General features: G+C 52.8%; 11 protein-coding genes. 6 read left to right on the top strand and 5 right to left on the bottom strand.

All coding sequences use genetic code 11. The annotated features are described in order from the left end of the window. Positions 1–15: 15 nt before the first annotated feature. The 3 genes from fecA to fecI form a co-directional block, all read right to left on the bottom strand. Positions 16–2,361, bottom strand: a complete 2,346-nt coding sequence (fecA, locus tag ACSZO4_RS02890; RefSeq protein ID WP_437887330.1) for a TonB-dependent Fe(3+) dicitrate receptor FecA — start codon at positions 2,359–2,361, stop codon at positions 16–18. 95 nt (positions 2,362–2,456) lie between these two features. After that, a complete protein-coding gene (gene fecR / locus ACSZO4_RS02885) occupies positions 2,457–3,413 on the bottom strand; it encodes a ferric citrate uptake sigma factor regulator FecR (RefSeq protein WP_437887329.1) in 957 nt (318 codons plus the stop codon). Next, complete coding sequence (fecI, locus tag ACSZO4_RS02880) at positions 3,410–3,931, bottom strand: ferric citrate uptake sigma factor FecI (protein ID WP_437887368.1); 522 nt, start codon at positions 3,929–3,931, stop codon at positions 3,410–3,412. The genes fecR and fecI overlap by 4 nt, the downstream gene beginning before the upstream one ends. Positions 3,932–4,335: 404 nt before the next feature. On the opposite strand from fecI, the gene ACSZO4_RS02875 reads away from it, so the two are divergent. After that, entirely contained in the window at positions 4,336–6,039 is a 1,704-nt protein-coding gene (locus ACSZO4_RS02875; protein WP_437887328.1) for an amidase, read from the top strand. 90 nt (positions 6,040–6,129) lie between these two features. Here ACSZO4_RS02875 and ACSZO4_RS02870 read toward each other — a convergent pair whose 3' ends face one another. Continuing rightward, positions 6,130–6,411, bottom strand: coding sequence for a YjcB family protein (locus ACSZO4_RS02870; RefSeq protein WP_437887327.1), 282 nt, complete (start codon positions 6,409–6,411; stop codon positions 6,130–6,132). Between the two features lie 610 nt (positions 6,412–7,021). On the opposite strand from ACSZO4_RS02870, the gene ACSZO4_RS02865 reads away from it, so the two are divergent. Continuing rightward, positions 7,022–8,347, top strand: coding sequence for a diguanylate cyclase (locus ACSZO4_RS02865; RefSeq protein ID WP_437887325.1), 1,326 nt, complete (start codon positions 7,022–7,024; stop codon positions 8,345–8,347). 342 nt (positions 8,348–8,689) lie between these two features. Further along, on the top strand, positions 8,690–10,261 hold the full coding sequence (locus tag ACSZO4_RS02860; RefSeq protein ID WP_437887324.1) for an EAL domain-containing protein: 1,572 nt from the start codon (positions 8,690–8,692) through the stop codon (positions 10,259–10,261). A gap of 15 nt (positions 10,262–10,276) precedes the next feature. Here ACSZO4_RS02860 and soxS read toward each other — a convergent pair whose 3' ends face one another. After that, on the bottom strand, positions 10,277–10,600 hold the full coding sequence (gene soxS, locus ACSZO4_RS02855) for a superoxide response transcriptional regulator SoxS (RefSeq protein ID WP_437887323.1): 324 nt from the start codon (positions 10,598–10,600) through the stop codon (positions 10,277–10,279). A 91-nt stretch (positions 10,601–10,691) separates the two neighbouring features. On the opposite strand from soxS, the gene soxR reads away from it, so the two are divergent. From soxR to ghxP, 3 genes are all read left to right on the top strand, one after another. Further along, complete coding sequence (soxR, locus tag ACSZO4_RS02850) at positions 10,692–11,150, top strand: redox-sensitive transcriptional activator SoxR (RefSeq protein ID WP_437887322.1); 459 nt, start codon at positions 10,692–10,694, stop codon at positions 11,148–11,150. Between the two features lie 291 nt (positions 11,151–11,441). Continuing rightward, positions 11,442–12,110: a glutathione S-transferase family protein gene (locus ACSZO4_RS02845; RefSeq protein ID WP_437887321.1), complete on the top strand. Its 669-nt coding sequence runs from the start codon at positions 11,442–11,444 to the stop codon at positions 12,108–12,110. Positions 12,111–12,413: 303 nt separating this feature from the next. Beyond that, positions 12,414–13,763 carry a guanine/hypoxanthine transporter GhxP gene (gene ghxP, locus ACSZO4_RS02840; RefSeq protein ID WP_437887320.1) on the top strand — a complete coding sequence of 450 codons (1,350 nt, stop codon included), beginning with the start codon at positions 12,414–12,416 and terminating at the stop codon, positions 13,761–13,763. Positions 13,764–13,853: the final 90 nt, after the last annotated feature.

The following is a 13,853-nucleotide window of genomic DNA, read 5'->3' as shown; positions in this document are numbered from 1 at the left end:
CCGGCGATACCAGACTTAGAACTTCACTGAACCTTGCATATACAGCGTGCGTGGTTGCCCGACGTAGAGACCTTTGTTGTTGTCATCATACGAGCGGGTGAAGTACTCATGGTCAAACAGGTTCTTCACGCCAAAGGCCAGGTTCAGGTGCGCCATATCAGCGCCGAACTGGTACCCGGCGCGCGCGCCCCATAACATGTACCCCGGGATACGACCGGTGCTGCCATCGGCGCTCTCTGCGCGGGTATTGGCATTGTCAGCAAACTGGCTGGACTGGAACTCGCTGTTCAGGTTGAACGTCCAGTTTCCGGGTTTGTAATCCACGCCGAAGGTGCCTTTGTGCTTTGGCGAGAAGGGAACCTGGTTGCCGTAAGTGTCACCTGCTTCGCGAATTTCCGCGTTGACGTACGCATAGCTGGCGTAAGCTGAAACATTTTCCAGCGCAGGGGTCAGGTCTGAGAAGTCATAGCGAACCTGGCCTTCCACGCCGGTGTGGCGTGTTTTACCACGCGCCGTAACCGTGTCATTGGTCTGGTTGGAGTCGTACTGATTATCGAAGTTAATCAGGAACAGCCCCATTTCCGCGCTCAGGACGCCGTCGTCGTATCGGCTTCCGACTTCCCAGGTACGCGCTTTTTCCGGCTCCACATTGCCGCTTTGCACAGCCTTGCCAATTTGACTGTACTGTACTGTTCCGAACGAACCTTCGGTGTTGGCATAGAGATTCCAGCTTTCGTTGAGGTGATAAAGCACATTCAGTGCAGGCAGCGGCGCGTTGTAGCTCACTTCCTCACGGGTGCCTTTGATATTGTTGTCCTGATATGACTCGATATGTTCGAAGCGCATACCCGGGGTGATAGTCCAGTTGCCGACGTCAACACGATCGTCGAGATACCAGGCGTGGGCCTCGGTACCGGAACGGGTGTCGCGGTCATACGGACTTTGCGTGGATGGCATTTGTCCACTGGTGGCGGAGGTGTAGTAACGCATCTCATGCGTTGACTCATTCACATAGCGGTAGCCAACGCCCACTTCATGCGCGGTCGGGCCGAGGTTGAAGCTCTGGCTGTAGCGCGGCTCAATACCCCGGACCCAGTAATCACGCGGCGACAGGGTAACGCGCGCGCCCTGGAGCAAATAACCGCTGCGCAGGGTGCGGGTGTAGAAGCCCTGAATATTGAATTTATGCTGGCTGTCCGGCTGGAACTGATAGCCGAGGCTTGCCAGTTGGCGGCGACCCCAGAAGCTGTCGTCAGGGCGGGTGGACTGCCATCTGTCTTTATCGTAGTCCGCGCGTGACAGGCCGCCGGGCATATCGGCTTCGCCATCGTAATATTGCAGCAGGCTGTTAAAGGTATGCACCTCGTTGGGGGCATATTTGCTTTTCAGCATGATATCGTCAATGCGGGTTGAGCTATGCTCGCGCCAGTCGCTGCCACGCGTCCCTGAGTACAGCAGCGCTGAGCCAAAACCATTTTCCGCCGTGCCGCCAATCATCAGATTGTGGGTTTCTTTCGGCGAGTTTTGCGAAGAGGACGGGCTAAGCTGGCCTTCCATACCGGCTTCAATACCGAACTCTTTCGGGATGGCACGGGTCACAAAGTTGACGACGCCGCCCACGCTTTGCGGCCCATAACGCACGGCCCCGCCGCCACGGACTACGTCAATGGCGTCCATATTTCCCAGCGAGACTGGCGCGAGGGAGAGCTGCGGCTGGCCATAGGGCGCAAAGGGAACGGGAATGCCATCCATCAGCACGGTAGAGCGGCTGGCAAGACGCGGGTTAAGCCCACGAATACCGAAGTTCATCGCCAGATCGTGGCTACCTGTACCGTTATTTTCCGGGGCATAGACGCCAGGGATACGGTTAAGTACTTCGCGCATGGTCGTTGCCCCGGAGCTGGCAAAGGCATCGCGGCGAATCACATCACGTGCGCCTGCATGTTCAAAAACATCATTCTCACGGGCTTCTCCCAGCCAGTCGCCGATGATGGTGAGTGACTCTTCCTGCCCGGCGGGCGTTTGCTCAAGCGTCCAGGCATTATTGCCCAGGGCTTTGCTTTGCAGGCCGCTGCCGGACAGCATGGTTTCTAAACCGCCATCAACGGTCCAGGTTCCCTTCAGGCCCTGGCTCTGTTTGCCACGAGTCAGGCTGGCATCCACCGAAAGGGTAATACCGCTTTTGGCGGCAAACTGGTTGAGCGCTTTGTCCAGGGCTCCGGCGGGAATGTCATACTGGATTGTCGCCGGTGCGACGGCGGCGAAGGCTGCGGTGCTGGCAAGGCTTGCCACCGGCAGCAAACTCAAACGTATTGCCATGACCAAAGGTGTTGTTTTACGAAGTGCGCGAAAAGGCGTCATAACGTCTCCATCATCATTTTTGTTGTGTTCATCTATGAAGTCGGACGAAGGAGGGAAAAAGGACAAACGAAAATGATAATTTTTTTCGTTTTCAATTAGCTTAACGCGGTTACGTTAACCCAGTACCTTGTAACGTATTGAATTTTTACGGGAAGTGTTTTTGCGATGGTCTGCAAAATTCGATCGGTATCATTAAGCGGGAAGGTGCCGCTGAGCCGTAATCCGGCGACCGGCGGGTCGCACTGCACGATGCCGGAACGGTAACGGCCAAGAATGGCAATCACCTCGGCGAGCGGCTTATCGCTGAAACTGAGTACCCCCTGCGTCCAGCTGATCTCCTCTTCATCACGAGGCTGGACGGCGCCAAAGGTCGTGGCATTAAAGCGCAGGCTTTGCCCCTGTTCGACCACCCTTATCTGGTCAGGGGAGGATGCCAGTCTTGCTTCGACGGCGTGCTGTTGCACCGTAAGTTCGACGCCATTGTCCTGCTGGCGCACGCTAAAGCGTGTACCCAGCGCGGTCAGCCGCCCTTCGCGGGTCTGCACATGGAACGGGCGCTGCAAGGTATCTTTGGCGGTGGTAATGGCAATTTCGCCATACCAGAGTCGAATAAGTCGCTGTTCGCCATCAAACTGCACGTCGACGGCGGTGTCGGTATTCAGCGCCAGCTGGCTGCCATCGGCGAGCGTCAGTTGCTGAACTGCGCCTTTCGCGGTGCGGTAATCCGCGCGTAGCCCTTCCCCGGTCTCGGACTGCCAGAGACGCCAGCCTCCGCCTAACCCCAACAGCAGGAGCATCCCTTTCATCACCCGACGGCGGGTAAGCTGCGTGTCCTGCAGGGCACGGTGTGCCAGCTCTCCGGGGATCGCGCTCATCTCATTACGTAAGTTTTCCACCTGCTGCCAGGCCCACTGGTTTTCCTGGCTCTGCTCGTACCATTGTTGCCAGCGCGCGGTTTGCTGTGGGCTAACCTGTTTATCACTGAGGGTTGCATACCAGTGGGACGCCGAACGCAACGCCTGGCGGCGGGCATCTGTCAGCGCGCTGCTCATAACCCATGCTCCAGGCGAAACAGCAGGCAATGTTCTACGGCTTTAGCGACATACTTTTTCACTGAGCTGACCGAGACGTTCAGCCGGGCGGCAATATCGTTGTAGGCCATTCCATCCAGTTGCGACAGCAAAAAGGCTTCCCGTGCTTTACTGCTCAGACCGTCCAGCATGCGATCCAGGAGCTGTAATAATTCGAGCTGGCTTTGCTGTACTTCCGGTGACGGCGCTGAGTCTTCCGGCAACTGTGCCAGCATTTCAAGCCAGGCCTTTTCCAGCGCGTTACGGCGGAACAGATCGATCATGACCCGTTTGGCGACGGTGCAGAGGAATGATTTTGGATCGCGGATAGCCGTCAGGGATTCACCGCGCATAATACGCAAAAAGGTATCCTGGGTGATGTCATCGGCATCGAAGGTCGACTGAAGCTTGCGGGTGAGCCATGATTTTAGCCAGCCATGATGCTCGCCATACAGCGATTCAATCGTCACAGGAACGGGTGTCGTGGCGTAGTCAGGCATGGCTAAAAGTATCAAAAGTTGATAATCACGGCGGCATGTTAATATGAGAATGGTTCTCATTACAAACCTGCGGTGGCATTAAAAATATAATCGGCTGTTTTAATGAATAAAAAAAACACATGCGTCATCGTGGCCCGATTCTGACTGAGGTAATACTTGTACTGGGCGTGGGTGACATTATTATCCGTCGGGCTAAAAAAGCGTATGCAGAACTCAATGAATGCGCGACAGAACAGGTCCAAAGACGGTGAGGCTGTACTTCAGATAATAACTCCCTGAATATATTCGCGTAAACGTACCAACCAAGGAGTCACGCTTATGAAAAGACACGATAAGGATTGCGATGTGTCCGCCCTGCACGGCGGAGGCCGCCAACGATTCACCTTCCTGCCGGAGAAAGCAGCATGATCGAGGTTACCGAGGTTTCTATTGCCGCGCTACGTGAAGCGCTCGAATCGGGTCGCACTACGGCTGTTGAACTGGTCAGTGCATATCTCGCCCGAATCGATGCTTACGATGGCCCTGAGACTGAGACCAGGCTGAATGCGGTGGTGGTACGTAATCCTGACGCGCTAAAGGAAGCCGAAGCTTCTGACGCGCGCCGTGCCAGTGGTAAAACGCTGGGTCCGCTGGACGGTATTCCCTACACCGCCAAAGACAGCTATCTGGTGAAAGGGCTCACCGCGGCTTCCGGCAGCCCGGCTTTCAAGGACCTGGTGGCCTGTCGCGATGCGTTCACTATTGAACGCCTGCGCGCCGCAGGGGCTATTTGCCTTGGTAAGACGAATATGCCGCCAATGGCCAATGGCGGTATGCAGCGCGGCGTCTACGGACGTGCCGAAAGCCCGTATAACGGCCGCTACCTTACCGCACCTTTTGCTTCTGGCTCCTCTAATGGCGCAGGCACTGCTACCGCCGCCAGCTTCGCCGCCTTTGGGCTGGCTGAAGAAACCTGGTCGAGCGGTCGTGGCCCGGCATCGAACAACGGCCTGTGCGCCTACACCCCGTCACGCGGCGTGATCTCTGTGCGCGGCAACTGGCCGCTGACCCCGACCATGGATGTGGTGGTGCCTTATACCCGCACTATGGCCGATCTGTTTGAGGTGCTTGACATTATTGTCGCGGATGATGCGGACAACCGTGGCGATCTGTGGCGTTTGCAGCCCTGGGTGAGCATTCCCAAAGCGTCAGAGGTCCGCCCGGCCTCCTACCTGGATCTCGCTGCCAGGGGCGATACTCTGCGAGGCAAACGCCTGGGTGTGCCACGCATGTTTATCAACAAAGATGAACTGGCCGGGACCAGCGAAAACCCCGGTATTGGCGGCCCAACGGGTCAGCGTATCCACACCCGGGCTTCAGTGATCGACCATTGGGAAGCGGCACGCAAAGCGCTGGAAGCTGCCGGTGCCGAAGTGGTGGAGGTGGATTTCCCGCTGGTGTCTAACTGCGAAGGAGATCGTCCCGGCGCGCCAACGGTGTACAACCGCGGTATTGTCACCCCGGAATATCTCCATGATGAGCTATGGGAGCTGTCTGGCTGGGCCTTTGACGACTTCCTGCGCGCCAATGGCGATCCCAAACTGAACAAACTGGCCGACGTTAACGGGCCGCTGATCTTCCCCCACGATCCGGGCACTTTGCCGAACCGCGAGGGCGACCTGGCCGCAGGTATGGAAGAGTATGTCAATATGGCCAGGCGCGGCATCAAACCGTATGACCAGATAGCCAGCGTGCCTGACGGTCTGCGTGGTCTGGAGAAGACCCGCAAGCTGGATCTGGAAGACTGGATGAGCGAACTCAAACTCGACGCGGTACTGTTCCCCACCGTGGCTGACGTTGCCCCGGCGGATGCGGATATCAACCCGGCTTCGGCCGATATCGCCTGGAGTAATGGGGTCTGGGTTGCCAACGGTAACCTTGCCATCCGCCACCTGGGCGTGCCGACCGTTACCGTTCCGATGGGGGTGATGGCCGATACCGGCATGCCGGTGGGCTTGACCTTTGCGGGGCGGGCTTATGACGACAACAACCTGCTGCGTTTTGCCGCCGCGTTCGAAGCTACCGGCAGTAAGCGCCTGGTGCCGCCGCGCACGCCGCCGCTCGGCTGATAAGCACGGGCGGAGGACAGGAAAACGGCGCAATAAAAAAGCCGGTCAATGGTTGAATTGACCGGCTTTACCCTGCATGACGCTGCTTGATCAGGTGATGACCATCGGCCATTCAGGTGGCGCTTTCTGCGACATTTCTTCCATAATATTCAGCACATTGTGCCAGATACTGGAGGCGTCAAGCAGGGTGATACCCAACAAGCCGGTTGCGAACCAGCAGGCGGCGACCATGCCGAGACCGCTACTGATCACTGCAAGGCCGATATAATCTGCTTTACGAAAACGAATATTCAGGGTGCTGGCCATAAACATCAGCACTGCACTTAATATCTGCCAGCGCAACAACACGACGCTGGTGGTTAAGGTTGCCATGAAACCATCCTCAAAAAAATAACGCTCAGGCGGACGGGCTTGCGCCACAGGCACAGGGCGCTGGCGATGCTTAGGTCCGCAGGGGAATAAATCGGGGTGAAACAGCATTCTTCCTTGAATAATGTGAACTATATCACATTTGTTCTTTTATTCACCAGTCTGAGTTGCTGGATTTTTTATAGATAAATGGTTTTTGAATATGGACAAAAATGCTATTAAAAGGGAGCTATAATTTTTTGCTATGAATAACAATAAAATACTTTCAATGGCTTTTGTTTTAACTTTATGATTTATATTGATTTTTTGGTTTGATTTACAGTTTGCAATTGATCTATTACTCTTGATCTAATGGTTATATAACCTGAGTATGGCCTTTCAGGTTTTTTGATCCTGATGGATATATCCTCAACTGACGATTTTCACATTACGCGGCATTTATTAATGCGGGCGCTGCTTGTCTGGTTTTTACTGTTTTTACAGTTTGCTCATTGTGGGTATGGTCCGGTGTGTTTAATCATCGGTGAAAGAAAAAATGACAACAGAAATCTCCACCATCCCTATGGATGATGGTGCAGTGGCGCTTGGCGTTCTGGCAAAATTAATGCCCTAGTTGACCGATCAGCGTACGCTTGCTGAGATCCTTGGCGCCATCAACACGGCGGTGGGGTCAACGCTTGCGTGGGTTGTGGTTGAAGAAGAGGGCGAGATCCAGCATGCCAGTGCCGGGCATCACTCCTGTAGCCTCAAAGATACACTGGCGTTTCTCGAACATTCACAATTGCGTCGTCATCAACATGCCTGGCGGGTTATTTGCTGGCGTCGGCAGGTCGGCTCTTTGTTATTTCCTGCGGGCCATGAAGCCGTGGATAAATACCAAAGCGGCATTCTTTGCAAATTGAATTCAACGGCATCGGGTCTGGATGGCTTTTTCTTTTTAGCCTTCCCTCGGGTTTTGTCTTCAATGGACATAATAAAAAGTGTGGTAATTATTCTGGTCGATAAATTAAAAGACCACCTTCTGGATATTGTTGCCCGAGAGCGGATGGTGAGGGAAATGCAGCGTATCGTTGCGCAATACAAAGTCTTATTTGAACGCGCGCCAGTATTAATGAATTCATTTGATAAAAATAACCGCTGCGTCCTGTGGAATGGCGAGTGCGAACGTTTGTTTGGCTGGACTATTGAGGAGCTAAATCAATGTTCAGACCCGCTAGCGCTGTTTTTCCCGGATGCCGAAATCCGCCATCAGGTTCGGGCCACCGTAAGCTCCTCCGCCACGGTCGACATGCACGAATGGCACCCGGTAAAACGTAATGGCGAAGCTCTGACGGTCCTCTGGTCGAATATCTTATTGCCTGATAAGTCGATTCTTAGTATCGGGCTTGATATCACCGAGCGCAAAAAGGTGGAACACCAACTGGCGATGAAGGCCACCACTGACGATTTAACCGGTTGTTTTAACCGCTTCTCCATCCTGAGGCAGTTTAAAGAGGCCCTTGTCGCCTGTGTCCCCGGCGACCCTTTCAGCCACTTTAGCTTGCTGATGCTCGACCTCGATCATTTTAAGAGTATTAACGACCGCTGGGGGCATCTTACCGGCGATGCGGCTCTGCTGCATTTCTGCGAAAAGATCCGCGAACTCAGCTTGCTGGGTTACTCGCTGGGGCGACTTGGGGGTGAGGAATTTCTGATTTTGTTACCAGGGGAAGACAGCGAGTCCGCGATGCGTTTTAGCCAAAAAATTCGTTCCGCATTGATGGACAAGCCCATTTTCAAAGAAGGTGAAAAGATTACCTTATCGTTCAGCGCTGGTGTTGTATTCGTGACCGGCGGTGTCTCTGATACTTCAGTTTTGCTTACGCTTGCTGACAATGCCCTGTACGATGCAAAGCGCACCGGACGTAGCAAAACCGTCATCTCAGAAGCCATTTTTTAAATATTATCGTGTTCTTTGGCTCCCGGCCGATTAGATGAAAAAATACGCGATTGGCTGCTCTTTTTTTTATCCTGTGGACAGTTTGACTTAATCAAAGATAGTCTGTTGCGCAAACTAAAAGCACCTGGTGAGTAGTGGATAAATATTTTCCTTAATATAAACATAACGCATACTTCTAGTTTGCCTTACGGGCAAATATTATCGTCATAACCAAATATTAGGTTTTTAATGGAAAAAGTAAGTTGCTAATGTCGTATGATTCATGCAACGTAATCACCTGTTTATCAAAGCATCCTGCCGTCATTACATGCAGGCACACTAAATGCAGGGATATAGGCGGAAATGAATCATAGCGTGCGTCGCAAGATGCTGAGACTCGTCGGGATCATCGTGGTAGTGCTCCTGCCGGTGTTGCTGTCGCTATGGTTTGCGCACATCCGTGCAGTAAAGGAAACAGGGGCACAGTTGCGTTCTTTTGCCCAACTGGCTCTGGATAAAACAGAAATCGTTATTGGGCAGGTCAATTCAGCCTACAGCGCTGCGGAAAAATATCAAGGTCGTATCTGTTCTCCTGAGCATCGTGATTACATGCTCAATATCACCCGTGGCAGTCTGTATGTTGCAGATTTAATTTACGCCCATGGCGAGCAGTTCATCTGTTCTACTGCAATAACGCCACCGCAATCGTATGCTATTTCGCCACCTGAGTATAAACGCAAGCCTGACATCTCTATTTATTATTACCGGGATACGCCATTTTATCCTGGATATAAAATGGTCTATCTGCAGCAGGGTAAATATGTGGCGGTGGTCAATCCACTTTCCTTTAGTGAAGTGACTTCAGACGATCCTTCCCTGGCGTTCGGCATTTATGACACCGTCACCAGGATGTTTTTCTCCGTCAGTCCGCAGGCCGACCTGCAAACGATGGAAACGTTAGTGCATAAAAGCGACCTGACTTTTCAAAAAGAGCAGCGTTTTTATACCATTGCACATTCTGACAAACGCCCTATCGCCATCATAGTTTCGACATCCAGTGATAGCTACTTTCAGTCTCTTTACCATCAGGCGACCCTGACGCTACCGCTGGGCATGATCTGCAGTATTATTGTTTTACTGATGTGGTCGCGAACACGGCAGGAGTTTAACTCCCCGCGTCGTTTGCTCCATAGAGCATTAGTTAAACATCAGCTTAAACTTCATTACCAACCTATTATTGATATAAAAAATGGCCAATGTGTTGGCGCAGAAGCATTATTGCGCTGGCCGGGGTTTAATGGCCAGGTAATGAGTCCGGCAGAATTTATTCCGCTTGCAGAAAAAGAAGGCATGATCGAACGTGTTACCGATTATGTTGTGGATGAAGTTTTTCTCGATTTAGGTGAATTTCTGGCGAAGTGGCCAGATCTTTATATTTCGATCAATTTATCAGCGGTCGACTTTCACTCCTCACGGCTTATTGCGCTGATCTCAAATAAAGCCCGTGAATATTCTGTACGTGCTGAGCAAATTAAAATTGAAGTTACTGAGCGCGGTTTTATCGATGTGCCCAAAACCACGCCTGTTATTCAGGCATTTCGCCAGGCCGGCTACGAAGTGGCGATCGACGATTTTGGGACTGGCTATTCCAACTTACATAACCTGTATTCATTAAATGTCGACATTCTGAAGATCGATAAGTCTTTTATCGACACCTTAACCACCAATAGCACCAGCCACCTTATCGCAGAACATATCATCGAAATGGCTCATAGCCTGCGTCTGAAGATTATTGCTGAAGGGGTTGAAACGGGTGAACAGGTGACCTGGCTGTTAAAGCGTGGCGTGCAATTTTGTCAGGGCTGGCACTTTGCAAAGGCGCTGCCACCGCAGGAATTTATGGCCTGGGTTAAGCAGCCGCCTCCACTAAAGTAACCTGCCCGGCGACGGCTATGCGTGATGGCGATAGTCGCTGGGAGTACGATCAAACTCACGACGAAACACCCGCGAAAACGTTTGTTGCGAGACATAACCCAAATCCATCGCAATATCAAAAATCGGACGCTGCGTAGTGCGCAGCGCTTCTGCCGCCAGCAGCAGCCGACGCTGGCGAATATAATCCCCTAACGTCTGATGCTGGATGGTGCGGAACATCCGTTGCAGATACCACTTTGAATAACCAGACTTTCTGGCGACAACATCAATGTTTAACGGTTGATCGATATGGTCATCAATCCATTCCGTCAGGGTCTGAATAATCTGCTGGTGGGACATATTTCTGCCTCTTTCGCTTTCCAGTTTCGATTCGTCGTTTGGTTCGGGCTTGAGTATAATTCCTCAAGTTAACTTGAGGTAAAGAGGTTTTATGGTAATAAAAACAGCACGCATAAAAGCACTGTTGACGCCGGGTGAGGTGGCAAAACGTAGTGGAGTCGCCGTCTCTGCGCTGCATTTTTATGAGAGCAAAGGCCTGATTAAAAGCACCCGTAACAACGGTAATCAGCGGCGCTATACCCGCGATGTTTTACGTTATGTGGCGATCATTAAAATTGCCCAACGTATCGGGATCCCGCTGGCGACAATTGGCGATGCGTTGGGGGTATTACCGGAAGGGCATACGCTGAGTGTGAAGGAGTGGAAGCACCTCTCTTCTCAGTGGCGTGAGGAGCTCGACCGGCGTATCCATACGCTGGTGGCGTTACGCGATGAACTGGATGGTTGTATCGGCTGTGGCTGTCTGTCACGCAGTGATTGCCCGTTACGTAACCCTGGCGATCAGCTTGGTGCCCAGGGGACAGGCGCGCGACTGCTGGAAGACGATTAATGCGCAACAGGGGCCGCGACACAAAAAACTAAAGCGCCCAACTGGGGCGCTTTAGTCGGTCCGGTCTTTGTCTTTCTCTCTATCCCATTTACGTATGGGAGGGTTTCCCCCGACATCAGCACCCCTCATTTATGTTGGAGGTTCCGGATTGTGCTGACACTTTTAGTGTAGTGCCTGGTGAAAAAATCGCCAGTTAAGGCGCGCGTTTTTTAGCAAATTTTTTATCCAGGGTGAAGGCTTTTCTATAGTTAACTCGAATAAGACACACATCGAATTAACCGGGAGAAAATCATGCTCGCCGTACATCACCTCAATCAGTCGCGTTCCCAGCGTATTCTCTGGGCGCTGGAAGAGCTGGATCTGCCTTACCAGCTGATTCGTTATCAGCGTGAAAAGACGATGCTTGCCCCTGAATCGCTGAAAAAGATCCACCCGCTGGGCAAATCGCCGGTGTTACAGGACGGTGAACTGATCCTCGCGGAGTCGGGGGCAATCCTTGAATACCTTCAGGAAACCTACGATCCCGGGCAGCGTTTCAGACCGCAGGAGGCAGCATTGCGTCATCAGTATCGGTTCTGGCTGCATTACGCGGAGGGATCCTTAATGCCACTACTGCTGATGAAGCTGGTGTTCAGTAGCCTCGGAAAGCCACCGGTGCCCATTGGTTTTCGTACCCTTGGCAAAGCGCTGGGCGGGGGTATCGAAAAAGCCTGGCTGAATAAACAAATTGCCACCCATGCCCACTTTATCGAATCTGAACTGGCCCATCGTCCCTGGTTTGCCGGGGATGAACTCAGCATGGCCGATATACAGATGAGTTTTCCCATTTTTGCCTTGCTCACCAGAGGCGGTATCGACAATTTGCCGCATACTCATGCCTGGAAAGCACGGGTAGAAATGCGTCCTGGCTGGCAGCGGGCAATTGCACAGGGCGGTCCTGTTGATCTTTCCGGCGGCTGAAAATGATCCTGAAATGTTGCAAAGTTGCGCATCAACGATAACGTTTGCGCATCTGGCGGTTACTTCTTCACCGCCATAAGTGAAAATTAGCAAAAAGCGGCAAAGTTCAGTTGAAAAGCAGTATCTAAACGCTGGATAATCGTTTGCCTTTTTCTTCCAACCGTTTTGTATGCGCGGAGTTAAACGTTTGCTTTTTGTGACACCCCTTTGTCACAACGCAGCCAGGGAGAGGACGTTTAACACGCAGTGGACTGTCAGCCGCGTATACCAACGAACGATAAAAATTCTCAGGGGATGTTTTCTATGTCTACGCCTTCAGCGCGTACCGGCGGTTCGCTTGACGCTTTCTTTAAAATTTCTGCCCGTGGTAGCACGGTTCGTCAGGAAGTTGTCGCCGGTTTAACCACTTTCCTGGCGATGGTCTATTCCGTCATCGTCGTGCCTGGCATGCTCGGTAAAGCTGGCTTCCCACCGGCAGCGGTCTTCGTCGCGACCTGTCTGGTTGCGGGGGTTGGCTCAATCGTTATGGGTCTGTGGGCTAATCTGCCACTGGCTATCGGTTGTGCTATCTCTCTGACGGCATTTACCGCTTTCAGCCTGGTGCTGGGCCAGCAAATCAGCGTTCCGGTCGCCCTGGGCGCCGTGTTCCTGATGGGCGTGCTGTTTACCGTGATTTCTGCCACCGGTATTCGTAGCTGGATCCTGCGCAATCTGCCGCAGGGTGTTGCGCACGGAACCGGTATCGGTATCGGCCTGTTCCTGCTGCTGATCGCGGCAAACGGCGTGGGTCTGGTGGTGAAGAACCCTATTGATGGCCTGCCGGTTGCACTGGGTCATTTTGCCAGCTTCCCGGTAATCATGTCCCTGATTGGCCTTGCGGTGATCATCGGCCTGGAAAAACTGAAAGTGCCTGGCGGTATTCTGCTGACCATCATTGGCGTCTCTATTGTCGGCCTGATCTTTGACCCGAACGTCCACTTCTCCGGTATCTTCGCTATGCCGTCGCTGAGCGATGACAAAGGCAACTCCCTGATTGGTAGCCTGGATATTGTGGGCGCGCTGAACCCGGTTATCCTGCCAAGCGTACTGGCGCTGGTGATGACAGCGGTGTTCGATGCCACCGGGACTATCCGTGCGGTCGCGGGTCAGGCGAACCTGCTGGATAAAGACGGTCAGATTATCGATGGCGGCAAAGCACTGACCACCGACTCCCTGAGCAGCGTCTTTTCAGGCCTGGTGGGTGCCGCTCCGGCGGCGGTTTACATCGAATCTGCGGCAGGTACGGCTGCGGGCGGTAAAACGGGCCTCACCGCGCTGATCGTAGGCGTGCTGTTCCTGTTGATCCTGTTCCTGTCCCCACTTTCATACCTGGTGCCAGCCTATGCAACAGCGCCTGCGCTGATGTATGTAGGTCTGCTGATGCTGAGCAACGTGGCGAAAATCGATTTTGCTGATTTCGTTGATGCGATGTCTGGCCTGATTACCGCCGTGTTTATCGTGCTGACCTGTAACATCGTCACCGGCATCATGATTGGTTTTGCATCACTGGTGATTGGTCGCGTGGTGTCCGGTGAATGGCGTAAGCTGAACATCGGTACCGTGGTGATTGCGGTCGCGCTGGTTGCCTTCTATGCAGGCGGCTGGGCTATCTAAGCGTTATCCATGCTATAAAAACGGGTGGCTTTGGCCGCCCGTTGTTATTTTTTACCCACATCCTGTTGCCTTTGCGTTAATCTGAATGTT

Origin of the sequence: Phytobacter sp. V91 (assembly GCF_965644225.1) — a bacterium.
In the GTDB taxonomy this organism is placed as follows: domain Bacteria; phylum Pseudomonadota; class Gammaproteobacteria; order Enterobacterales; family Enterobacteriaceae; genus CBFFRJ01.
This window is presented reverse-complemented; position numbering and strand designations above follow the sequence as displayed.

What these genes read in the sequence shown, in the direction of transcription:
- ghxP (WP_437887320.1), top strand. Translation starts at nt 12,414, where the DNA reads ATGTCTACGCCTTCAGCGCGTACCGGCGGTTCGCTTGACGCTTTCTTT.
- ACSZO4_RS02870 (WP_437887327.1), bottom strand. Translation starts at nt 6,411, where the DNA reads ATGGCAACCTTAACCACCAGCGTCGTGTTGTTGCGCTGGCAGATATTA.
- soxR (WP_437887322.1), top strand. Translation starts at nt 10,692, where the DNA reads ATGGTAATAAAAACAGCACGCATAAAAGCACTGTTGACGCCGGGTGAG.
- fecI (WP_437887368.1), bottom strand. Translation starts at nt 3,931, where the DNA reads ATGCCTGACTACGCCACGACACCCGTTCCTGTGACGATTGAATCGCTG.
- fecA (WP_437887330.1), bottom strand. Translation starts at nt 2,361, where the DNA reads ATGACGCCTTTTCGCGCACTTCGTAAAACAACACCTTTGGTCATGGCA.
- ACSZO4_RS02845 (WP_437887321.1), top strand. Translation starts at nt 11,442, where the DNA reads ATGCTCGCCGTACATCACCTCAATCAGTCGCGTTCCCAGCGTATTCTC.
- soxS (WP_437887323.1), bottom strand. Translation starts at nt 10,600, where the DNA reads ATGTCCCACCAGCAGATTATTCAGACCCTGACGGAATGGATTGATGAC.
- ACSZO4_RS02860 (WP_437887324.1), top strand. Translation starts at nt 8,690, where the DNA reads ATGAATCATAGCGTGCGTCGCAAGATGCTGAGACTCGTCGGGATCATC.
- fecR (WP_437887329.1), bottom strand. Translation starts at nt 3,413, where the DNA reads ATGAGCAGCGCGCTGACAGATGCCCGCCGCCAGGCGTTGCGTTCGGCG.
- ACSZO4_RS02875 (WP_437887328.1), top strand. Translation starts at nt 4,336, where the DNA reads ATGATCGAGGTTACCGAGGTTTCTATTGCCGCGCTACGTGAAGCGCTC.